22 protein-coding genes are annotated in these 22,435 nt (G+C 60.6%); 16 read left to right on the forward strand and 6 right to left on the reverse strand.

All coding sequences use genetic code 11. The features are described 5' to 3' along the window. Positions 1-292: 292 nt before the first annotated feature. The 9 genes from IV454_RS08180 (at position 293) to IV454_RS08220 (ending at position 7,350) form a co-directional block, all read left to right on the forward strand. Entirely contained in the window at positions 293-631 is a 339-nt protein-coding gene (locus IV454_RS08180) for an ATP synthase subunit I (protein WP_206091068.1), read from the forward strand. Position 632: 1 nt separating this feature from the next. Beyond that, positions 633-1,472: a F0F1 ATP synthase subunit A gene (gene atpB, locus IV454_RS08185; RefSeq protein ID WP_054265476.1), complete on the forward strand. Its 840-nt coding sequence runs from the start codon at positions 633-635 to the stop codon at positions 1,470-1,472. Positions 1,473-1,566: 94 nt separating this feature from the next. After that, positions 1,567-1,812, forward strand: a complete 246-nt coding sequence (gene atpE, locus IV454_RS08190; RefSeq protein ID WP_054265477.1) for a F0F1 ATP synthase subunit C — start codon at positions 1,567-1,569, stop codon at positions 1,810-1,812. Positions 1,813-1,891: 79 nt separating this feature from the next. Next, positions 1,892-2,362 (forward strand): F0F1 ATP synthase subunit B, encoded by a 471-nt coding sequence (locus IV454_RS08195; RefSeq protein ID WP_206091069.1) that lies wholly within the window; start codon positions 1,892-1,894, stop codon positions 2,360-2,362. A 2-nt stretch (positions 2,363-2,364) separates the two neighbouring features. Continuing rightward, complete coding sequence (locus IV454_RS08200) at positions 2,365-2,898, forward strand: F0F1 ATP synthase subunit delta (RefSeq protein ID WP_206091070.1); 534 nt, start codon at positions 2,365-2,367, stop codon at positions 2,896-2,898. 65 nt (positions 2,899-2,963) lie between these two features. Beyond that, positions 2,964-4,505: a F0F1 ATP synthase subunit alpha gene (gene atpA, locus IV454_RS08205; RefSeq protein ID WP_054265480.1), complete on the forward strand. Its 1,542-nt coding sequence runs from the start codon at positions 2,964-2,966 to the stop codon at positions 4,503-4,505. Positions 4,506-4,562: 57 nt separating this feature from the next. Further along, positions 4,563-5,438, forward strand: a complete 876-nt coding sequence (atpG, locus tag IV454_RS08210; protein ID WP_206091071.1) for a F0F1 ATP synthase subunit gamma — start codon at positions 4,563-4,565, stop codon at positions 5,436-5,438. A gap of 32 nt (positions 5,439-5,470) precedes the next feature. Further along, on the forward strand, positions 5,471-6,871 hold the full coding sequence (atpD, locus tag IV454_RS08215; RefSeq protein ID WP_054265482.1) for a F0F1 ATP synthase subunit beta: 1,401 nt from the start codon (positions 5,471-5,473) through the stop codon (positions 6,869-6,871). Between the two features lie 56 nt (positions 6,872-6,927). Then, positions 6,928-7,350 (forward strand): F0F1 ATP synthase subunit epsilon, encoded by a 423-nt coding sequence (locus IV454_RS08220; RefSeq protein ID WP_054265483.1) that lies wholly within the window; start codon positions 6,928-6,930, stop codon positions 7,348-7,350. A gap of 217 nt (positions 7,351-7,567) precedes the next feature. Here the strand turns inward: IV454_RS08220 and IV454_RS08225 are convergent, their stop codons facing one another. Continuing rightward, complete coding sequence (locus tag IV454_RS08225; RefSeq protein WP_282961412.1) at positions 7,568-8,719, reverse strand: 4-hydroxybenzoate 3-monooxygenase; 1,152 nt, start codon at positions 8,717-8,719, stop codon at positions 7,568-7,570. 119 nt (positions 8,720-8,838) lie between these two features. Here IV454_RS08225 and IV454_RS08230 point away from each other — a divergent pair, with 119 nt between their 5' ends. Then, positions 8,839-9,468 (forward strand): TetR/AcrR family transcriptional regulator, encoded by a 630-nt coding sequence (locus IV454_RS08230; protein ID WP_206091073.1) that lies wholly within the window; start codon positions 8,839-8,841, stop codon positions 9,466-9,468. 274 nt (positions 9,469-9,742) lie between these two features. Here IV454_RS08230 and IV454_RS08235 read toward each other — a convergent pair whose 3' ends face one another. After that, complete coding sequence (locus IV454_RS08235) at positions 9,743-12,019, reverse strand: M9 family metallopeptidase (protein WP_206091074.1); 2,277 nt, start codon at positions 12,017-12,019, stop codon at positions 9,743-9,745. 296 nt (positions 12,020-12,315) lie between these two features. Then, the gene (locus IV454_RS08240) at positions 12,316-14,214 is read right to left on the reverse strand and encodes a M6 family metalloprotease domain-containing protein (protein WP_206091075.1); all 1,899 of its coding nucleotides are present in this window, start codon (positions 14,212-14,214) and stop codon (positions 12,316-12,318) included. A 258-nt stretch (positions 14,215-14,472) separates the two neighbouring features. Between IV454_RS08240 and IV454_RS08245 the strand changes: the two genes are divergently transcribed. The 4 genes from IV454_RS08245 (at position 14,473) to IV454_RS08260 (ending at position 18,153) form a co-directional block, all read left to right on the forward strand. Then, complete coding sequence (locus IV454_RS08245) at positions 14,473-15,279, forward strand: hypothetical protein (protein WP_054265489.1); 807 nt, start codon at positions 14,473-14,475, stop codon at positions 15,277-15,279. Between the two features lie 165 nt (positions 15,280-15,444). Next, positions 15,445-16,839 carry a serine hydrolase gene (locus IV454_RS08250; RefSeq protein ID WP_206091076.1) on the forward strand — a complete coding sequence of 465 codons (1,395 nt, stop codon included), beginning with the start codon at positions 15,445-15,447 and terminating at the stop codon, positions 16,837-16,839. 61 nt (positions 16,840-16,900) lie between these two features. Beyond that, entirely contained in the window at positions 16,901-17,320 is a 420-nt protein-coding gene (locus tag IV454_RS08255) for a CoA-binding protein (RefSeq protein ID WP_206091077.1), read from the forward strand. Then, positions 17,317-18,153 (forward strand): PPK2 family polyphosphate kinase, encoded by an 837-nt coding sequence (locus IV454_RS08260; RefSeq protein WP_206091078.1) that lies wholly within the window; start codon positions 17,317-17,319, stop codon positions 18,151-18,153. The genes IV454_RS08255 and IV454_RS08260 overlap by 4 nt, the downstream gene beginning before the upstream one ends. A gap of 21 nt (positions 18,154-18,174) precedes the next feature. On the opposite strand, the gene IV454_RS08265 is transcribed toward IV454_RS08260, so the two are convergent. Further along, entirely contained in the window at positions 18,175-19,509 is a 1,335-nt protein-coding gene (locus tag IV454_RS08265) for an HD-GYP domain-containing protein (RefSeq protein ID WP_206091079.1), read from the reverse strand. Between the two features lie 192 nt (positions 19,510-19,701). Between IV454_RS08265 and IV454_RS08270 the strand changes: the two genes are divergently transcribed. Continuing rightward, a complete protein-coding gene (locus IV454_RS08270; protein WP_229522128.1) occupies positions 19,702-20,301 on the forward strand; it encodes a glutathione peroxidase in 600 nt (199 codons plus the stop codon). A gap of 36 nt (positions 20,302-20,337) precedes the next feature. Here IV454_RS08270 and IV454_RS08275 read toward each other — a convergent pair whose 3' ends face one another. Continuing rightward, positions 20,338-20,736 (reverse strand): rhodanese-like domain-containing protein, encoded by a 399-nt coding sequence (locus IV454_RS08275; RefSeq protein WP_206091080.1) that lies wholly within the window; start codon positions 20,734-20,736, stop codon positions 20,338-20,340. A gap of 92 nt (positions 20,737-20,828) precedes the next feature. Between IV454_RS08275 and ftrA the strand changes: the two genes are divergently transcribed. Beyond that, positions 20,829-21,791 carry a transcriptional regulator FtrA gene (ftrA, locus tag IV454_RS08280; protein ID WP_206091081.1) on the forward strand — a complete coding sequence of 321 codons (963 nt, stop codon included), beginning with the start codon at positions 20,829-20,831 and terminating at the stop codon, positions 21,789-21,791. Here ftrA and IV454_RS08285 read toward each other — a convergent pair. Next, a complete protein-coding gene (locus tag IV454_RS08285; RefSeq protein ID WP_206091082.1) occupies positions 21,782-22,420 on the reverse strand; it encodes a DUF6058 family natural product biosynthesis protein in 639 nt (212 codons plus the stop codon). The two genes, ftrA and IV454_RS08285, sit on opposite strands and share 10 nt — an antisense overlap. Positions 22,421-22,435: the final 15 nt, after the last annotated feature.

The following is a 22,435-nucleotide window of genomic DNA, read 5'->3' on the forward strand; positions in this document are numbered from 1 at the left end:
CGCCTAGGATATAACTGTACCCCGCGCCAGCACCCAGCAAGCCGTCCCACCATCCGCCCGCGCGACCATTATCACGCAAGACGTTTCTTCTAGTTAACTTTTAGCGGGGAGGGCCAGTTCGCCCTCGTTTAGTGCAAATTGCATCAAAATGCGTGGTTTTTGAACACATTCGCGTTCATTCACAGTGCAGCAACGTTTGACGCATGCAAGCATAAGCACTTATAATCCCGCTGATTCACATAATTCAGACACCGAAACACGGCACTTATATGGCTGGCGCAAGGAATACAACATGTTGCGCTTAGTCTCCCTGCAATTGATGGTCACAGTCGCCGCCGGCCTCGTCGCCGCGCTTCTGGGGGGATGGGCTGCGATGCTGTCGGCGGTGTTCGGCGGATTGTGTTGTGTCTTGCCCAATGCGGTGTTCGCGTTGCGCCTGTTCGCCAATACGAAGAAACCCGGTGGGGCCGACCCGATATCGTTTTTTATCTGGGAACTCATAAAGATTGCTTTGACGGTGGCGCTGATTGCCGCGACCTTCTCGCTGTACCGCGACTTGAATGTCTTCGCCATGATTGGCGGCTTCATCGTGGCGCTGAAAAGTTACATATTCTTAATATTTAGGCACTGACATGACGAGCTCAACACTTGAAGCCGGCGCAGCACACGCGCCGACCGCATCAGAATACATCAAGCACCACCTGGGCCATTTTTCGACCCATCACCAGGAAAAAGTGGTCGATTTCTCCATTCTGAACATGGATACCATGTTCTGGTCGATCGCCATGGGTGTGCTCGGCTGCCTGATCATGTGGATGGCGGCCCGCAAGGCCACCTCCGGCGTGCCGACCCGCTTCCAGGCCGCCGTCGAAATGGTCTTCGAGATGGTCGACAACCAGGCCAAGGGCATCGTGCACGGCGACCGCAGCTTCATCGCGCCGCTGGCATTGACGGTGTTCGTCTGGGTTGCACTGATGAATTCGCTCGATTTCCTGCCGGTTGACATGTTTTCCGGCCTGTTCAAGCTGCTCAATATCGAACACATTTTCCCGCACCACCGCGTGGTGCCAACCGCCGACCTGAACGGCTCGCTGGGCATCGCCCTGGGCGTGTTCGCACTGATGATCTATTACAGCATCAAGATCAAGGGTTTCGGCGGCTGGATTCACGAACTGTTTTCCGCGCCATTCGGCATTGCCATGGCGCCGTTCAACCTGCTGTTGAACATCATCGAGTACGCAGCAAAAACCGTGTCGCTCGGCATGCGACTGTTCGGCAACATGTTTGCTGGCGAACTGCTGTTCCTGTTGATCGCTTTGTTGGGTGCGATGGCTACGACGTTTGGCTTTGTCGGCCACGTCATCGCCGGTTCGGTCTGGGCTATTTTCCACATCCTGATCGTGTTCCTGCAGGCGTTCATTTTCATGATGCTGACCCTGGTATACCTGGGCCAGGCGCATGAAGGTCACTGATCGGCACAGCTCGAACAGAATCGAAACATAGTAGTAGTTGGCAAAGTTTGTAATTTTTAATCTAGTTTTTAATTTACTTTTTGAAGGAACTCTCATGACTGACCTTTCTTTTGTTGCTCTGGCTTGCGGTTTGATCATCGGTCTGGGCGCTATCGGCGCTTGTATCGGTATCGCTATCATGGGCGGCAAATACCTCGAAGCTTCGGCTCGTCAGCCTGAACTGATGAACACCCTGCAAACCAAAATGTTCCTGCTGGCTGGTCTGATCGATGCGGCGTTCCTGATCGGTGTTGGTATCGCAATGCTGTTCGCATTCGCCAACCCATTCGTTCCGCACTAAGTCTCGTTCGGCACTTCGCTGGTTATGAATTGCCGAACCTTCCGGGTTCGGCATCCGTTTTTGTAAGAAGGAAAACACCGTGAACTTAAACGCAACCCTGTTTGCCCAGTTCGTGGTCTTCTTCATCCTGGCTGGTTTCACGATGAAATTCGTGTGGCCCCCACTGATGAAAGCGCTCGACGAGCGCATCCAGAGGATCTCGAACGGCCTGGCCGCAGCTGACCGCGGCAAGGAAGAAATGCAGAAAGCCCACGAGCAAGTCCAGAAAGACCTGGCCGCTGCCCGTGACGAAGGTCAAAAGCGCATCATGGACGCCGACAAGCGCGCCGCCATGATCCTGGACGATGCCAAGAAAGCAGCTGCTGAAGAAGCGGCCCGCATCATCGCATCGGCCAAGGCAGATGCCGAGCAACAGGTTAACCGCGCGCGCGAAGAACTGCGTGGCCAGGTCGCTGCCCTTGCCGTCAAAGGCGCCGAGCAGATCCTCAAGCGCGAAGTGAACGCAGCGGCCCACGCCGACCTGCTGTCGCAGTTGTCGGTCGAGCTGTAATCATGGCCGAACTCGCAACCGTCGCCCGTCCTTACGCCGAAGCCCTGTACCGTGTTGCCCAGCAAGGCGATGTAGCGGCTTGGTCCGAAGTGTTGTCCGAGCTGGCCCAGCTCGGCGCCCACCACGATGTGCTGGCCTTCGCGGCCAACCCGAACGTGGTTGCCGCCGACGTTGCCGCGACCGTGGTGTCGCTGCTCAAGTCGCCGGCCACCGCGGAAGTGAACAACTTCGTTGCCATGCTGGTCGAAAACCACCGCGTGTCGCTGCTGCCGGAAATCTACGCCCAGTTCCAGGTGCTCAAGAACACGAATGCCGGTGCCGCGGACGCCAACATCACCAGCGCCTTCGAGATTGCCCAGCCGCAGGTTGCGCAACTGGTCGCGACCCTGGAAAAGAAATTTGGCCGCAAGCTCAACCCAACGGTGACAGTGGATTCCTCGCTGATCGGTGGTGTGCGCGTGGTCGTCGGTGATGAAGTGCTCGATACCTCGGTACGTGCCAAGCTGCAACAGATGCACCTTGCCCTGGCCTCGTAAAACCTGCACAGCACGCCGGCGCGGACGCCCTTGCCTTACGCATCAAGAAACTATTAGGAGTTAGCATGCAACTTAATTCATCTGAAATCAGCGAACTGATCAAAAGCCGGATCCAAGGCCTCGAAGGTTCGGCTGATATTCGCAATCAGGGCACGGTAATCTCCGTAGCCGACGGTATCTGCCGTATCCATGGCCTGTCGGACGTGATGCAGGGCGAGATGCTGGAATTCCCGGGCAACACCTTCGGTCTGGCGATGAACCTCGAGCGCGACTCGGTCGGCGCCGTGATTCTGGGTGCTTACGAGCACATCTCCGAAGGCGACACCGTCAAGACCACCGGCCGCATCCTGGAAGTGCCGATCGGTCCTGAACTCAAGGGCCGTGTTGTCAACGCCCTGGGCCAGCCGATCGACGGCAAGGGTCCTGTCAACGCCAAGCTGACCGCCGCGATCGAAAAAATCGCACCGGGTGTGATCGCCCGTGAGTCCGTGTCGCAGCCAATGCAGACCGGCCTGAAGTCGATCGACTCGATGGTACCGATCGGCCGTGGCCAGCGCGAGCTGATCATTGGTGACCGCCAGACCGGTAAATCGGCTGTCGCGATCGATGCGATCATCAACCAGAAGGGCCAGAACATGACGTGTATCTACGTCGCGATCGGCCAGAAGGCATCGACCATCAAGAACATCGTGCGCTCGCTCGAGACGCACGGCGCGATGGAATACACCATCGTCGTCGCGGCATCGGCTTCCGAGTCGGCCGCCATGCAATACATTTCCGCGTACTCCGGTTGCGCCATGGGCGAATACTTCCGTGACCGCGGCGAAGACGCACTGATCGTCTACGATGATCTGTCCAAGCAAGCCGTCGCTTATCGTCAAATTTCGCTGCTGCTGCGCCGTCCACCAGGCCGCGAAGCCTACCCTGGCGACGTGTTCTACCTGCACAGCCGCCTGCTCGAGCGCGCAGCCCGCGTGAACGCAAAATACGTCGAAGACTTCACCAACGGCGCCGTCAAAGGCAAGACCGGTTCGCTGACGGCACTGCCGATCATCGAAACCCAGGCTGGCGACGTTTCCGCGTTCGTTCCAACCAACGTGATTTCGATTACCGACGGCCAGATCTTCCTGGACACCTCGCTGTTCAACTCGGGTATCCGTCCTGCGATCAATGCCGGTATTTCGGTGTCGCGCGTCGGTGGCGCCGCCCAGACCAAGGTCATCAAAAACCTGTCCGGCGGTATCCGTACCGACTTGGCCCAGTACCGTGAACTGGCTGCGTTCGCGCAGTTCGCTTCCGACCTGGACGAATCGACCCGCAAGCAGCTCGACCGTGGCGCACGTGTCACTGAACTGCTCAAGCAGGCCCAGTATTCGCCAATGTCGATCTCGATCATGGCAGTGACCCTGTTCGCAGTGAACAAAGGTTACTTCGATGACGTGGAAGTGAAAAAAGTACTGGCATTCGAATCCGGTCTGCACGGCTACATGAAGACCAAGCAAGCTGCTCTCCTGGCCAAGATCGAAGAAACCAAGCAACTGGACAAGGATGGCGAAGCCGCCATGGCCGCAGCCATTGCTGACTTCAAGAAATCCGGCGCATATTAATTGTCTAGAGGGGCTGGCGGTAGGCGGCCCCCGATAGCGCAAAAGGAGTAAGGACTCATGGCAGTAGGCAAAGAGATACGTAACAAGATCAAGAGCGTAGAGAATACGAAGAAGATCACGAAGGCGATGGAAATGGTCGCCGCGTCCAAAATGCGCAAAGCGCAGGACCGGATGCGTGCCGCTCGCCCTTACAGTGACAAGATTCGTAACATCACCTCGCATCTGGCTACGGCGAATCCGGAGTACACGCATCCGTTCATGGCGCAAGGCAAGAACGTGAAAGCGAAGGCGGTTGGTTTCATCGTCATCACGACCGACAAGGGTCTGTGCGGCGGCATGAACACCAACATCCTGCGTCTGTTGACGCAAAAGACCCGCGAGCTGGAAACGGCTGGCAACAAGATTGAAGCGGTTGCCATTGGCAACAAGGGTTTGGGTTTTATGAACCGCGTTGGCGTGAAGGTCGTGTCGCATGCGATCCAGATCGGCGATACGGTCCATCTCGACAAGCTGATCGGGCCGATCAAGGTCATGCTCGACCGCTACGAGGAAGGTGAGCTGGACGCAGTCTATATCTGCTACACCAAGTTCGTGAACACGATGAAGCAAATCCCGATGGTCGAGCAGCTGCTGCCGCTGACCGCCGACAAGCTCGATGGCGACAAGACTAGTCACGCATGGGACTACATCTACGAGCCGGAAGCGCAGACCGTGATCGACGAACTGCTGGTGCGGTATGTGGAAGCGCTGGTCTATCAGTCAGTGGCCGAAAACCTCGCGTCCGAGCAATCGGCGCGGATGGTGGCGATGAAAGCGGCAAGCGACAACGCCGGCAGCGTCATCGGCGATCTGAAGCTGATCTATAACAAGACCCGCCAGGCTGCGATTACCAAAGAACTCTCCGAGATCGTCGCCGGTGCGGCCGCGGTCTAAACCCGAATTTAAATACTATTGAAGGAACGAACATGGCTGATGGCAAAATCGTTCAGTGTATCGGCGCTGTGGTGGACGTTGAGTTCCCACGCAATGCAATGCCGAAGGTTTTCGACGCACTGAAAATGGCAGGCTCCGAGCTGACCCTGGAAGTACAACAGCAGCTGGGCGACGGCATTGTCCGTACCATTGCACTGGGTACCTCCGACGGTCTGCGTCGCGGCATGGTAATCCAGAACACCGGCAAGCCAATCATGGTACCGGTCGGTAAAGCGACCCTGGGCCGTATTATGGACGTGCTGGGCAACCCGATCGACGAGTGCGGTCCGGTCTCGCACGCACAAACCGCATCGATCCACCGCGTGGCGCCTGCGTACGACGAACTGTCGCCATCGCAAGACCTGCTGGAAACCGGCATCAAGGTGATCGACCTTGTCTGCCCGTTCGCCAAAGGCGGTAAAGTCGGTCTGTTCGGCGGTGCTGGTGTGGGCAAGACCGTGAACATGATGGAACTGATCAACAACATCGCAAAAGCACACTCGGGCGTATCCGTGTTTGCCGGCGTGGGTGAGCGTACTCGCGAGGGTAACGACTTCTACCACGAGATGGCCGATGCCAAAGTGGTCGACCTGGAAAATCCAGAGAACTCCAAAGTGGCGATGGTCTACGGTCAGATGAATGAACCGCCGGGTAACCGTCTGCGCGTTGCGCTGACCGGCCTGACGATCGCTGAATCGTTCCGTGACGAAGGCAAGGACGTTCTGTTCTTCGTGGACAACATCTACCGCTTCACCCTGGCCGGTACCGAAGTCTCGGCACTGCTGGGCCGTATGCCATCGGCCGTGGGTTACCAGCCGACCCTGGCCGAAGAGATGGGCCGTCTGCAAGAGCGCATCACCTCGACCAAGACCGGTTCGATCACCTCGATCCAGGCCGTGTACGTCCCTGCGGATGATTACACCGATCCATCGCCGGCAACCACCTTTGCCCACTTGGATTCGACGGTTGCCCTGTCGCGTGACATCGCTTCGCTGGGTATCTACCCTGCGGTCGATCCGCTCGACTCGACCTCGCGCCAGCTGGATCCGCTCGTCGTCGGCCAGGAACACTACGACACCGCGCGCGCCGTTCAGGGCACCCTGCAGCGCTACAAGGAATTGCGCGACATTATCGCGATTCTGGGCATGGACGAGCTGGCACCGGAAGACAAACTGCTGGTCGCGCGCGCACGTAAGATGCAGCGTTTCCTGTCGCAGCCATTCCACGTTGCTGAAGTGTTTACCGGTGCTCCAGGCAAATACGTTTCGCTGAAAGACACGATCAAAGGCTTCAAGATGATCGCATCGGGCGAACTGGATCACCTGCCTGAGCAAGCGTTCTACATGGTTGGCACGATCGAAGAAGCAATCGAAAAAGCCAAGAAGCTCAACTAAGACAGGCCAGGGCGCCGCGCTGAACCAGCGTGGCGCCGGAACCCGATAGGACACACATGGCAAACACATTTCACGTTGACGTGGTATCGGCCGAAGCCAGCATTTTTTCGGGCGAAGCCGAGTTCGTCGCGTTGCCGGGTGAAGCAGGCGAGCTGGGGATTTATCCCAAGCATACCCCGCTGATCACGCGCATCAAGCCGGGTGCGGTACGGATCAAGGTGGCTGGCCAGGCGGAAGAAGAGTTCGTCTTCGTCGCTGGTGGCATCCTGGAAGTGCAGCCGAACGGCGTGACCGTGCTGGCAGACACCGCTATCCGCGGTAGCGACCTGGACGAAGCAAAAGCACTGGCCGCCAAAAAAGCGGCCGAAGAAGCAATGGTCAATCAAGAATCGAAGATCGACTACGCCAAGGCGCAAGCCGAAATGGCGGCGGCGATCGCCCAGCTGGCAGCAATTGCCAGGCTGCGCGGCAAGCGTTAAGCCGGACCATGCATCAGAAAAAAGGCAGCTTCGGCTGCCTTTTTTTACGTCCTGCCGCCGTGGCCGTATACATCCCTTCCCCTGGCCGGATGGTAATGCCGCTGACCCAAAGCAGACAGTCAGTTGTTGAGAATTTTGAGCAGCGGGCCGACGTTAATCGATGCTGTCGAACACGAAAATGATCCGTCTCTCCCGGTCAGAGTTCGCGCTTATCTCATCAAGCCGTCCCGCGCTGGTACTCGCTATGCAGGCGCGCAGCCGTCTCCGAATTGAACAGTTCATCCAGCCGGGCACGCGCTGTCATCTGCCGGAAATTGCCGTTGATGCTGGGATCGCCTGCGTCATGCATCGTATCGGTCATCCATGCGCTGAACGCCTGATAACCCCACAAGCGAGGCAATATCGTGTCCGAGTAGCTGGCAAGTGCAGAGCAATCGTGCTCTCGCAAGGCCTTCACCAGCGCTTGAGCCAAGGTATCGACGTCGAACAGAGCCAGGTTCATTCCCTTGGCGCCGGTTGGAGGTACGAGATGGGCCGCATCTCCGGCGAGGAATAAACGGCGGTGTTGCATTGGGAAATGGACAACCGAGCGCAGAGGCACAAAAACCTTTTCGTGGACGATCGAATTTTCGATCGAAGCATCGCCCATCCGTCGGCGGACCTCGTCCCAGATACGCTGATCGGGCCAATCAGCTACGCCGTCTGTCAGTGAGCACTGGAGATAATAGCGGCTGCGTTGGGGCCCACGGGGAAGCTGCGCTACAAAGCCATGCTCACTCACACCCATAACCGGGTGGCCCTTGACCGGGGACTCCACCAATACTGCAAGCCATGCGTATCCGAATTCATGCGTCACGGTCGTGAGTACCCCATCCGGAATCGATGCGCGGCTGACGCCGCGGTCTGCATCGCAACCGGCAATATAATCACATGTGATCTCATGTGCGCCATTGGAATCCGTGTATCTCACTTGCGGCTCAGTACCTTCCTCGTTGTGAACTGTCACGTCGCTCACCTCGAAACGCACTTCGCCACCCATCTCGTCTATCAGTACGCGCAGCAGATTGTTTACCAGCATTTGTTGAGTACAAAATCGACCCTCGCTGGCATCGTCGCCGATAATGTTGAAGATGCGGCTGATCCCATCTGTTCGATAGTCGATCGTCTGAGCGACAGGTCCCGCAAGCAGCTTTTCTGCAAGACCCACACGTTCAAACATCTGTACGTTACGGGCATCGACAACGCCAGCCCTTTGCCGCACTGTCTGAAGGTAAGCGCGATCACGTCGCTCAAGCACGACGCACTCGACGCCTGACCTATGCAGAAACGTTGCTAACGTGAGACCGGCCACGCCAGCTCCAATAATCACGACAGGAGTGTGTTCTTTGCTTCACATGCTATTTCCCCTCAATGGGTGACTGTAGAAGCAGTTAGAATATAAGTAAAAGCTTGCATTTTCTAATCACATTCCCATTGTCGACGGACCGTATGCGCCCTAAACCGAACATTAGCCCTAAGAAGTTGCCGCGACAGCGACGCGCCATCGCAACAGTAGACGCGTTGATAGAGGCAGCGACTTACATTTTGGCCCGCGAAGGGTTGGGGGGATTTACTGCGAACAAGGTTGCTGAAAAGGCGGGAGTGAATATTGCGTCGCTCTACCAGTACTTTCCAAATAAAGAAGCATTAATTTTCCATATCGTCCAGCAGACCTGGGCGCGGCAGCTTGGCCGGCTCGCACCAATCCTCGCTCGGCCAGGTCCTGATCATGCGAAGAAATTACGAGACTTTCTGCGAGAATTTTTCCTCACCGAAGCTGCAGAAGTTGAGCTGCGCCGCGCCTTACGCACTGCTTCTATTGATCTCAGGGAAACAGACGAATTCAAATCGCTGTTGTCCGAAGGTGCGAATCTTATGAAGAATTTCATTGCCGAGGCAGTCAGAGGCGAAGCACTTGAAGACCTTGAGTTTGTCGTTGATTTCGTTGTACTACTTACCACCAGCTTCGCTGAGCGCACGACGGATGCAGGAACTAGCGGCGCGAAGCTCATTCAACAAGCTGACTTGCTTACCGCGATGTTAGTCAAACAGTTCGGATTCACCGAAGGGGGCAAGTAGCCCACTGCCCTGGACGCATGGTTTTTGGGTGCCGCCGTAGCTGTCCCATGCAGACTGATTGGTGGTAACCACAGGACAAGGGTCAATCGGCCGGCCGGGCCGAAAGTACCGGACACATCAACCCGAAGTACGGCGCCGAACGGCATTACTGGCCGGATGGCGATGATGACGCGGGCGTCGGCGCGGGATCGGCTCCGCTGCGTTCAAAAAAAAACGCCGTCACGAGGACGGCGTTTTTTGGTCAGGCCGCGGGCGCCGCGGCCTTGCTGACTACTTAGTCGTACGTTGCGTTGAGGGTCACGCCGTCAAAGGTCTGCTTAGCCTTGAGCATGATGTAATACCACTGATTGTTGGTCGGTGTGCTGAACGTGACGCTCTCGCGGTTGCCTGGCGTGGCCGATGCCGCGTCATACCAGTTGGTCGTCGGATAATGCGCGCGTCCCACGTACAGGTCGACGTCGCCCGTGCCGCCGCTGGTGAACAGACGCAGGTTCTTGGCGCCGGTCGGCAGCGAGATGTAGGCATAGCGCTCGCTCGACGAACCGAAGCCGCTGATCGAGCAGTTCTTGCCCAGCTGGCTGCTGTTGGCGCATGGCGGCAGGCTGACCGTCGGCAGCGGCGGCTCGCCGGCCGTGGTGGCGGTCTTCACCCAGGAAGCGAACTCGTTGTCGTAACGGGTGCCGATATAGTTCATGTAGTTCTGGTAGCCGTCGTAATCGCCGACCCGGAACTTGCCCACCACCGCATCGACGTCGTTACGGTGCTTTTCCACCATGAAGCGGGTCGCCATGTAGCCCCAGCGATAGGCGCGGTCGGTGTAGTCGGCCATCGAGTACGTATTGCCGAAAATGTCGCTCAGCTTGTAGGTGCCGGTGCGCGCCTTGTCGATCGATTGCTGGTTATTGTTGCGCAGCGAGAGGTACTCGGCCACGCCTTCGATCCACCACACGCTCGGCTTGGCCACGGCGGCACTGAAGTCGCCCGCCATGTCGAAGCGGCCATCGAGGTAGTGCACGTATTCGTGTTCCAGGTTCCAGACCGAAAACGCCGGACGCAGCCAGGATGCTTCGTGCGCGATGAAGCGCGCCTGGTTGGTGGCCGAGGCTGGGTTGCCTTCCAGGTACATGCCGCCGTTATTGGTATCGATATCGTAGATCACCGACGCATACTTGCTGTAATTGGCGTAATCGTCGAACACCACCAGTTCCAGCGAGGTGTTTTTGTCGTTCGCCACCGGCACGCGATTCGATTGCAGCATGTCGTGGAAATAGCCTTCCTCTTTCTGCAGGATGGCGCATGATGACTGCAGTTGGGCGGTCGTCATTTCTTGGGCGCGGATGCGCAGGCTCGGGCTGCAGGTATAACTGACCTTGAGCACGGCGTCGGCCAGCTTCTGCTCGTAGCCGCAGGTTCCGTATTGCGCGCAGTTGGCGTTGTCATAGAATTTGACGGCCGAGGCAGCCGCCAGCCACAGGGCGCTGTCGGCACCGGCCATGCTGCTGCTGGCCAGGGTGCTTTGCACCATCGTTTTCACGGTGGCCTTTTGCGCCGGGTACTGCATGAAGCGGAAGGCTTCGTTGGCGGCATCGTTGAGCATGTAGGCCGTCGAGGTGCCCAGCAGCGCGGCTTTGTTTTGCACCACGAAATTGTTCAGCGCGATTGGATAGCTGGTATCGCTTTGCAGCACCGGCAGCGCCTCCGGCCGCGAGTGGGCGTAGAACAGCACCGTCAGCGCCGAGGTCATGCCGCCCGCGGCGTCGTATTGCTTGAGGGCGTCGACCGCGTTCGGATTGCTCGACGAATTGGTAAAGCGCACCACCAGCTTTTTCATCGACGCCACGAAATACGCTTCGTCATGGGTGTTGGTGATCAGCTTGATGACTTCCGCCGCCGTGCTGCCGGCCAGGGGATTCGACTGGTACAACACGCTGCCCTCGACCAGGGTCTTGATCGGCGCGCGCAGCGATGCGGTAAACGCCGCCGACGGAGTGGCGATGGTGCCGCCGCCGCCGAGGTAGTAGCCGGCGCGCAGATACAGCGCCAGGTTGACCAGGGCGCGGTTGCTGGCGTTGTAAGTGCTCGCTTCACGCGCGAAACGGCTGGCGATGGCACTCATGTTGGCGGACGAATAGGCCTTGGCCGCTTGCGCCGGGGTCAGCGAAAACAGCGGATAGGTGCACTCGTAATCGGGCATCGCGACCAGGTAGTCGGCCAGCGCGGCGCCGTTGTAGTTGGTCAGGGTATCCATGTTCTTGCACTCGGGCGTAGGGGCCGGGCTCACGTTCATGCTGCGCGCGCTCATGCTCGTGTCCGAGCTCATGCGGCTGCTGTCGGGCGTCGGCATCAGGTCGGTGCGCGGTTTCGTGGTGGGCGCCACGTTAAAGCGCTGCTGCTCCATCGTCGGCGGCAAGGTCTGGCGCGCATGCGGCATCGGCGCCTGCTTCAGTGCTTGGTGGGTATGGCCTTCATCGGCTTGCTTCGCATAGCTGACGTTGCTGAAACAGGCGCTGATCAGCCCGGCCAGTAATACGATTTTACGTTCTACAAACATTGTCTCGCTCCTTGTAATTATCATCGGTGATTACGCTGCGCCGGCCAGGATGTGTGCCGGCGCAGTCGTAAGTGAGATGGGAAAGGGGTGGTTCCCATCGTGCTGCAAGCCATCAGGCGTGCTGATACTATCCCGGATGCATATGGGTAAATATCGCTGAATGGCCGCAAAAAACGGGTTTGTTCAATTTCCCCGCCGACACCGGCAATTCCGGCACAGCGAGCAAGCAAGCGATGACGAAAAAGCCACACTTTTGGCCGGCGTTGCATGCATCGCCGGCCAGTGTGAGCACTCGCTTACTTGGTCACGGTGAGTTTGTAGTTGCCGGCGCCACTGTAGGACGCGACGATGATGCGGTAGTAGCCGGCGGCGGCGACGTAACTGATCTTTTCCTGCGAGGTTTCGCCGGCCGACTCGGCCACCTTGACCCAGGCCGCGTTGCTCCATTTCTCGATGCGCAGGTCGAAGTCGGTGCCGGCCGGGCCGACCAGCACGGCGCCCAGGGTGCCGCCCTTGTACTCGAACCATGGGTTGGGATGGATCGCTTCAGCCTGGTTCGCCAGGGTACCGTTGTAGACGTTAGCGGCCGGCACGGTCGGCACCGCGCCCACGTCGAACGAGACGATCTTGCCCGGGACGCTGATGTTGGCCAGCTCAAAGCCCGACGCATAGCCATTCCACCAGCGCGAATTGGTGCCGTGCGACGCCAGCGCGTTCGGCACGTTGTTGTTGAAGGCGCGCGTGGCCACGCCGTCGTACAGGTCGCCGCCATCGCCCCGGTTCACATTGTTTTCCGGATCGCGCTTGCCGTCCGCGTGTTCCATCTGGATGTAGGGATGCCATTCATCCGTGTTGGTGCCGGTCGGGTCGATGTGGAACACCGCCAGTCCCTGGTCGGGCTGGTACAGGTTCTGCTCGCTCTTGTGGATCGCTTCCACATAAAACGCTTCGGCCGCGTTGGCCGGGTTGCTCCAGCGGTAAAGCGCATGGCCGCTCGCGTCCTCGCTCAGGCGCCCGGTCGGCGCGCTGCGGTTGATCGCCGGATTGAGTTCGGTCACCGTCTCCCAACCGGCCAGGTAGCGCAGGAAGCCGACCGGCTTGGTCGGACGGTGCTGGCTCTGGAAGCCCACGCCACCGAAGCCCATCACGCAGAAATCGGCGACCGAACCTTGCGAGCTGCCATCGTAGTCGTACAGGTCGGGCCAGCCCATGATCAAGTGGCCCGATTCATGCACGAAGGTCCCGATCGCCGGCTGCTGGCCCATGTTGCTGATCTGGTAGCTGCCGGTGCAGGCGCCGTTGCTGCAGAAGCGCTCGCCCAGCCAGCCCATGTGCGGCCACAAGCCTTTCGACCATGGGCTGTCCGCTTCGCCCGCATAGAAGAAATTCAAGCCCTTGATGTGGCCCGTGCTGTCGCGGCTGAGCGTGGAAAAATCGAAGCCTTCGCTGCTCTTGACCCAGTTCAGCGCTTCCATGATCAATTCCTGCGAGCGCGTGCCGCTGTCCAGGCTGGCGTCGGCGTAGTAAGTCTTGGGACGCTTGGCGCGGTAGTAACGGGTGACCGTATTGCTGTAGTCGAGCTTGTTTCCGGAGACCGCCAGGAAGTAGCCGCGCACCGATTGCGCATTGCCGAAGCCGGTGTAGGCCGGGTCGTTGAGGAAGGATTCGACTTGCGGCTTGGTGATCGTGCCTGGCGCGTCGGAGAAATCGATAATCACGGTCAGGCCGCGCATCTGGCCGCTGACGGGAGCGTTGGCCACGGCGCTCGGCGCCATCATCGCGGCGGTGGTGCGCTGCGCCACGTCCAGGGTGTGCCCGTGCATTTTCTGGTAGCGCTCCTGGGCCAGGCGCGCCTTGGCCGCCGTGCTCAGGCCCGGCTCGCTCTTGGCCGACGCGATGCCGGACATGCGCGGCTTGCCGTTGGTGGCCAGTACGCCGCTCGACACCAGCTGGTCGCCCGTGGCGTTCACGTGTGCGTAGCAAAAACCGTGTTTGGCGTTATCATAAACAATCAGCGAACCGTCTTCGGTGCGCTGTTCGGCGTAGTAATCGTTGCCGTCGAGGCGAATTTTCAGCTTTTCGCCGCTTGGCTGGCGAAATTCGTAGGTATGGCCCTGGTACGGAATGGCCGCCTCGGCAGTGACCGCCGCCAAGGACAGCACCATGGCGGCTGCGATGGTCATACTTGTACGCATTACATTCATTTCTGTCTCCGTCGTTATAAAAATGGCAAGTATGCAGGCTGCATAAATTGCCGTCTTGGCGGATTTCGGCTAAAAACACGTCAAAAACGGCGTAACTGCCACTTGGGCAAACCCGACGGACGTATCACCCCAGCTACGCTATTTCCATGCGGATAGCTTATATTTTCGGTTTGGCCGGCTTTCTTCTTGTGCATTAGGATTATTAAATACACACTACTGACTTGAACCACGACCAGGGCCGTTGTCGCCATGTTGAACCGCCTGTTAAAGAAACCACCCGAGGCCGTCCCTTCGTTTACGAAGCGGCGCTTTTTCGGCACTGAGCAAAAAGCGTTTTACGGCCGCCTGCGCCGCGCCCTGCCCAAGTGCTACATTTTTCCCGATATCCCGCTGAGCAAATTGATGATCCCGAGCAATCCGGATCCCAAGATCAAGAGCAGCCACCAGCAACACCTGAGCGGACGCCGGGTCGACTACGCCGTCTTCGACGCCCGCCTGCACCTGCTGTTCGTGATCGAACTGACGGTGCCGCCGGCGCCCGGCGCCAATCCGGACATCATCCCGATCGCGGCCCTGATGGCCAGCGCCGGCATCCGCCGCTTCAGCTGGCCCAAGGACAACTTGCCGTCGACCGACCAGACCCTGCGCGCGCTGGCGGACTATTCGGCCGAAAACATGGCCAAGGAGGGTGGCCCTTCCTCGCAAATGGGCGAGCACGAGCACACCGATGCGGTTCCCGTGGTCGACACCATCATCCAGCCGCGCGCGGCCACCACCCTGACCCTCGAAGCGCTGGCCGCCATGGCGCCGCAGGGCGCCTTGAAAAGCCTGTATCCGCACGTGTGGGAACGCATCTGCCTGTTCTGCAACGAACCGCGCCACCTGCACCAGTACCTGCATTCGCTGTCGATGCAGGACCGCGGCGTCAAGCGCGCCGGTTTTTCGGAAGAAGCGCTCAACGAAATCGCCCGCATCCAGGTCGCCAACGTCGGCTATCTGCAAACCCAGACGGCGCCGGAACGGGCCAGCTGGAACGACGTGTTCACCGACCGCTGAAGCGACCAGGCGCGCGGCGGCAGCGCCGCGCCCCGGCCGTCGGGCGAATGAACCGTTTGACAGTGTTATTTTGCAGTTCGTCGCAGCGGCGCACCCAGGCGGGCGCGCCGCGCCTATAGTCTGGTCTGCCGCTGCCGACCAACCCAGACCATAGGACTTTTCAGCATGTTCAAGCTTTCCGCTCTTTGCTTCGCCTCTCTTGTCGCACTGCAGGCACCCGCCGCCTTCGCCCAGGACGCCGCGCGTCCCGCCAGCGAGCAAGCGCTGGCCAGCCGTATCGACGCCGCCATCGCCCCCTACTACAAAGCCGATGCGCCCGGCGCGACCGTCATCGTCACGCAAGATGGCAAGACCGTGCTGCGCAAGGCCTACGGCATGGCCGACGTCGCCAAGGGCAAGGCCATGACCCCCGACACGGCCCTGCGGCTCGGTTCCATCACCAAGCAGTTCACCGCCGTTGGCATCCTGATGTTGCTCGATGAAGGCAAGCTGGCGCTCGATGACGACATCACCAAATTCCTGCCGGATTACCCCACGCGCGGCAAGCGCATCACCATCGAGCACTTGCTCACGCATACGTCGGGCATCGTCAGCTATACCAGCCGGGCTGGCTTTGAGCGCAATTCCACGAACGACATGAGCGTGTCGGGCATGATCGACACCTTCAAGAACGACCCGCTCGATTTCGATCCCGGCACGCGCTTTTCCTACAACAATTCCGGCTACTTCCTGCTCGGCGCGGTGATCGAAAAAATCTCCGGCCAACCCTACGCCAAATTTGTCGAAGAGCGCATCTTCAAGCCGCTCGACATGCAGCACACCGCCTACGAAGGCCATGAACGCAATCCCGGCCCGCGCGCGGCCGGCCACACCAAAGGCTGGTTCGGCGTCACCTCATCCAAGCCGCTCAGCATGTCGCAGCCTTACGCGGCCGGCTCGCTGGTGTCGACCGTGGACGATCTGGCGCGCTGGGATGCGGCCATTACCGCCGGCAAGCTGCTCAAGCCGGCCACCTGGCAAAAGGCGACCACCAGCTACGTGCTGGCCGACGGCAAACCGACCAACTATGGCTATGGCTGGCAGATCGGCAAGCTGCGCGGCGTGCCGATGGTGGCGCATGGCGGCGGCATCAATGGCTTTTCCACGTATGCGCTGCGCTTGCCGCAGCAAAAAGTGTACGTCGCGGTCCTGACCAATAGCGACGACGCCAAAATCCAGCCGGAAATGGTCGCCAGCAAGGCCGCAGCCATCGCCATCGGCAATCCCTTCCCCGATTTCAAAGCCGTGAAGATCGACGACGCCTTGCTCGACGCCTATGCCGGCACCTATCGCATCGACGCCAACGCCACGCGCAGCTTCAAGCGCGACAATGGCAAGCTGGTCATGCAGCGCAGCAACCGCGAGCCGATCACCCTGACCCCGTACGCCAACGATGGCTTCTTCATGCCCGATTCGCTGACCACCATCGTGTTCGCGCGCAATGCCAAGGGGGAAGTGAGCCACGTGGTGGTCCACAGCCAGGGTTCGGAGCTGATCAACCAGCGCGTCGGCGCGCCCTAACGTACGCGGCGGGGCTGGATAAATCTGCTACGCTGGCCTGACACATAACTTGGCGAGCACAATGAAATCCATCCCCGACATCCTGAAAGACAGCAAGACGATCGCCGTGGTCGGCTTGTCGAACCGGCCCGAGCGCGCCAGCCATGGCGTGGCCGCCTACCTGCAGCGGCAAGGCTACCGCATCCTCGGTGTCAATCCCGCTTATGCCGGCCAGCAAATCCTTGGTGTGCCGGTCTACGCCAGCCTGGCGCAGGCCGCCGCCGCCCTGGACGGTCCGATCGACATCGTCGATTGCTTCCGCACTTCCGACGCCATGCTCGAGCTCGCGCGCGAAGCCATCGACGTTGGCGCGCGCTGCCTGTGGATGCAGCTCGGCGTGGTCAACCAGGAAGCGGCCGACCTGGCCGCGGCGGCCGGGCTCGACGTGGTGATGGACCATTGCATGAAAATCGAGCACGCGCGCAGCACCGCCGCGGCATGAAGGCGCGCATCCGCTTCCGCGCGCCGGCCGGCCTCAAGCTGCGCGAGGACGATGCCGGCGCCACGCCGCTGCGCGAGTCCGGCGGCAAGCATCCCAGATCGAAGGAGCAGATCAAGGCCCACGAACGGGCCCTGACCGATGCGCTGACCGCGAAGATCGCGCTGCACCAGCAGATGCTGTATTCGCAGCGCAAGCAAAAAGTGCTCTTGGTACTGCAGGGCATGGATACCTCGGGCAAGGATGGCACGGTGCGCGTGCTGTTCAGCCGCATCAACCCCATGGGCTTGAATGCGACCCAGTTCAAGGCGCCCAGCCTGGAAGAAGCGGCGCACGATTTCCTGTGGCGCGTTCATCCGCACGTGCCGGGCGCCGGCGAGATCGCCATCTTCAACCGCAGCCATTACGAAGACGTGCTGGTCACGCGCGTGCAAAAGCTGATCGACGAAAAGGAATGCAAGCGCCGCTACGCCCACATCGCCGACTTCGAACGCATGCTGGCCGAAACCGGTACGGTGATCGTCAAGGTGTTCCTGCATATCTCGAAGGAGGAGCAGCGCCGGCGCCTGCAGGCGCGCCTGGACGACCCGGAAAAGCAATGGAAGTTCGACGAAAACGATCTGGTCCAGCGCAAGCGCTGGGATGACTATCGCGACGCCTACGAAAGGGCGATCTGCGCCACCGATGCCGACCACGCGCCGTGGTACATCATCCCGGCCGACTCCAAGACCCACCGCAACCTGCTGATCGCCAGCCTGCTGCTCGAAGTCATGGAATCGCTGGAACTGCGCTTCCCCGACACCGATCCGCGCCTGTCGAAACTGAAGGTCGAGTAGGCGGGCCTTGGGCGGCGCGGCTCAGGCCGCGCGCGCTGGCACTTGCGCCTGCGGCATGGCCGCGTCGGACAGGCCGCCGTCGAGCAAGTCGATCAAGCCGGCCAGCATGTCGCGGTCGCTCGCCAGGTCGGCCGTGTTCAAGGCCAGGTCGCGCGCGATGTCGCGCAGGCGCCAGGTGATTTCACGCGTGGCCACGGCTTTTTCGAACTGCAGGGTGCCGTCGGCGTGGTCGTGCAAGCCATGATTGTTTTTAAGGTAGGCATCGAGCCCTGTGCTGATGAAGGCGCGCTCGATCGTTCTGATGCGCGCCAGCGCCCGTTCGATCAGGGCCCAGACGCGCGGCGAGCGCGCGGTATCCTCGCTCAGCATGTCGTGACCGGCTTGCAGGGAATCGGCAATCCGGCGCCACAGCTGCGCAATGGCCGCGTCATCGTTCTCGTCGGGCCGCGACGGGGCGATCGGCCGGTTGGCCGGCTGGTTGCGCAAGGCGCCCGAAATGGCCGACAAAAAATGGTGCGGATGCTCGCCCGGAATGATTTTCAAGGCCAGTTCGGCGCGCTCGAGCGGATAATCCTTGTGCAGCACACCGGCCAGCATTTCCGCTACCGATACCGCCAGCCCCGGCCCGCTGATCATCCCGCCGGCCGACTGGCGCGGATAGCCGGTGCCGTCGAGCCGTTCGTGATGTTCCGACACCGCCCGCGCCACCGAGGCCGGGTAGGATTCGAGTTCCGTGATGAGCATCTGGCCGATGCGCGGATGGATCACCAGGTGCGCCCACTCGTGCGGCAGCAGGCGTTTGCCCGGCTTCAGGTAAGCCGGGTTGATGTACAGCTCGCCGATATCGTGCAGCAGGCCGGCCAGGGCCGCCGCCATCTGGTCGTCGTTCGACAGTTGCAGCTTTTTCGCCATGCCGATCGACAGCAGGCTGACGCTGACGCTGTGTTCGAGCGCACGCGGACCATCGCGGTCGGTGAGGGTGAGCATCATGCGCATGGCGTGGCCGAACTGCATGTTCGCCAGCAAGGTCTGCGGCGAAATGCCGCGCCCGGCGTTGCGTCCCAGGATACGATTGATCGGGACGCTGGTGTCGAGAATGCGCGTGGCCGTCTCGAGGATCAGGCTGTTGTCGGCGCCGCCTTCGGCGCGCAGCGACGATTCCAGGGCCTTTTTGAGCTTGTGCCCGCCCAGGGTGGCCTGCTGGGCGCGCGTCAGCCTGGCGCCCTTGGCCACCAGCTTCATGCCGCGCACATCGACGATGTCTTCGCTGGCGGCGACATCCATCACCTCGGTCAGGCTCATCAATTTGTTCAGGTAGTGCTGGTTGACGCTGGTGCTCAGGCTGGCGCGATGCATAGGTTCTCCGTATCGATGCCCATATGATAGCAAATATTGCCGTATGGCATTATAAATCGAATCAATTATTTGCTGCCTGTTTTAGCAAAGTAGCCGCTTTGGCCATGCCTGCGCCTCTGACCATGCCCCCGTCCGCGCGTGCGGACGGATTGGCATAGAATGGCTTCCCCTTCCCATTGCATGGAAACGACAATGTTCAAGATTTCGGCACTTCTCCTGTCCAGCCTGTCCGCTGTTGTATTGATGAGCGATCCGGCGCAGGCCCAGACGCCACCGGCGTCCCCTGCGGCGCCGGCGGTGCCGGCCGCGAGTTGCCCGGCCTTGCTCAAGCATAGCTTCAAACGCTTGCAGGACGAGGCCCCGCAGGACCTGTGCCAGTACGCCGGCAAGGTCGTACTCGTCGTCAACACCGCCAGTTACTGCGGCTACACCACCCAGTACGAGGGGCTGGAAAAGCTGTACGCCAAATACGGCGCCAAGGGCCTGGTGGTGCTGGGCTTTCCGTCGAACGACTTCGGCAAGCAGGAGCCGGGCAATGCCAAGGAAATCGCCGATTTCTGCTACAACACCTACGGGGTCAAGTTCCCCATGTTCGCCAAGAGCTCCGTCACGGGCGCGGCCGCCAATCCCCTGCATGCGGAGCTGATCAAGGCCACCGGCAAGGAGCCGAAATGGAACTTCACCAAGTACCTGATCGACCGTAACGGCAAGGTCATCGAACACTATCCGAGCAAGGTCACGCCGGAAGACAAGCAGCTCGTGGGCAAGATCGAGCAAGCCCTCGGCGGTTGATGCGCTGAGCATCGCCGTCGCCGCGCACGGCCCGGTTCATGCCCCTTGCACGTGCAGGGCGAAACCTTCGTCAAGCCAGCCCGCGATCCCGCCCGTCATGATCTTGACCGGGCGCCCCAGCCGTGCGAGCCGGATCGCCGCCCGCGCGGCGCCGTTGCAGTGCGGTCCGGCGCAGTAGACGACAAAGACCGTCGCGTCGGGATACTTGGCGATGGTCGATCCGATGATCTTGCGCTGCGCCAGATCGAGCGCGCCCGGCACGTGGCCGCCGCTGTATTTCTCGCTGCCGCGCACATCGAGCAGCACGAAATCCGGGCTGCCGGTGGCCAGCGCCTCGTGTACATCCCAGCAATCGGTTTCGAACGCGAACTGCGCTTCAAAGTGCGCCAGCGCGGCAGGGGACGGGGCGGGTGCGACATCGGTAACGGCGGACATGCAGGACTCCTGGGGTGAAAGTGCGCCCATTATCAGCGGCCGTTCGCACCGTGCTAAGTGGCGTAAAAGCCATTCTGCGTTAAGATCGCGCCATGAAAAAACATCTCGTCGTTGCCTTGGCCTATGATGGCCTGTGCACCTTCGAATTCGGCTGCACGGTCGAAGTGTTCGCGCTCGAACGTCCGGAACTGGAGGTGGACTGGTACGAATTCGCCGTGTGCGCGGCCGAACCGGGGCCGATCCGCGCCGCCGGCGGCATCGTCATCAGCGCGCCTTATGCGCCGCAGCTGCTGGAGCGGGCCGACACCATCGTCATCCCCGGCTGGCGCGATCCCGACGAAGCGCCACCGCCCGCCTTGCTGGCGCTGCTGCGCGCCGCCCATGCGCGCGGTGCGCGTTTATGCTCGATCTGTTCCGGCGTGTTCGTGCTGGCCGCAGCCGGCCTGCTCGACGGCTTGCGCGCCACCACCCACTGGCGCTATGCCGACCGGCTGGCGCGGCGCTACCCGGCAATCGAGGTGCTGCCGGACGACCTGTATGCCGATGCCGGCCAGATCATCACCTCGGCCGGTTCGGCGGCCGGGATCGATATGCTGCTCCATCTCGTGCGGCGCGATCATGGCGCCCGTGTCGGCAACCTGGTGGCGCAGCGGCTGGTGGTCGCTCCGCACCGCGAAGGCGGGCAGGCGCAGTATCTGCCGCGGCCCATGGCGCATGACGAGAAAGGACGCCTGACCCGCCTGATGGACTGGGTGCGCGCGCATCCGGCCGAGCGGCATACGGTAGCCAGCATGGCGCTGCGCGCGGCCATGAGCGAGCGTACCTTGCAGCGCCAGTTCCATGACGCTACCGGCTTCGGTGCGCACGAATGGCTGATCCGCGAGCGCATCGCGATCGTCAAGGACCTGCTGGAAAACCCCGCATTGCCGCTCGCGCAGGTGGCCGAGCGCGCCGGGTTTGCATCCGAAGCGTCATTGCGCCATCACTTTCGCCGTCTGGCCGCCACCACGCCCGGCGCGTACCGGCGCCAGTTCGCGCGTGTCGCTCACAACTGATACGTCTTTCTCACTTCATCGATCAGCAAATGGCGCGAACTGCGCTCTTTTTCATGGGGTGGGAACTGGCTGCAGGCGGTGTCGAGCAGGTCGACCGCCAGGGTCAGGCATATCCGGTCGCGTGTCGACAGCGTCTGCTCCAGGGGCTTGCCGATGATCTCGCGGATGATCATCGTCGCCAGTTCCTTGGATGCGATTTCCTCCGGTAAGCCGGTTTTGGTGCACAAGCCGTAGGTGCCGTCCAGGAAGTGGCGCCACTCTTCGCGCAGGTGCTGTTCCAGGCCCGCGCCCAGCTTGGGGTTGTCGGTGCACAGGCCGGCGGCCTTCAGTTGCCCGAGGCGAGCGCGGTAGCGCTCGGCGAATCCTTGATAGGCCTCGCCCTCGCCGCCCAGCGAGTGCAACAGCCCGATCCACGAGGCGTAGCCCTTGGCGTAATAGTCGAGCTGCGTATGTTCCTGGTGGGTGCCGAAGAAGGAGTCGCAGCTCACGTCAAGGCGCAGCCGATAGGATGCGCGCGGCATCATCGCGCGCTGCTGCAGCGCCGCCAGCTCGTCCGCGTCGATGCCGGACACCGCCAGCAGCTGTTCCTCGGTGAAAAAGCAATCGCTCAGGTATCGGATCAGTTCCATGGCCGCTCTTTCATT

It is taken from the genome of Massilia antarctica (genome assembly GCF_015689335.1).
Lineage (GTDB): Bacteria > Pseudomonadota > Gammaproteobacteria > Burkholderiales > Burkholderiaceae_D > Telluria_A > Telluria_A antarctica.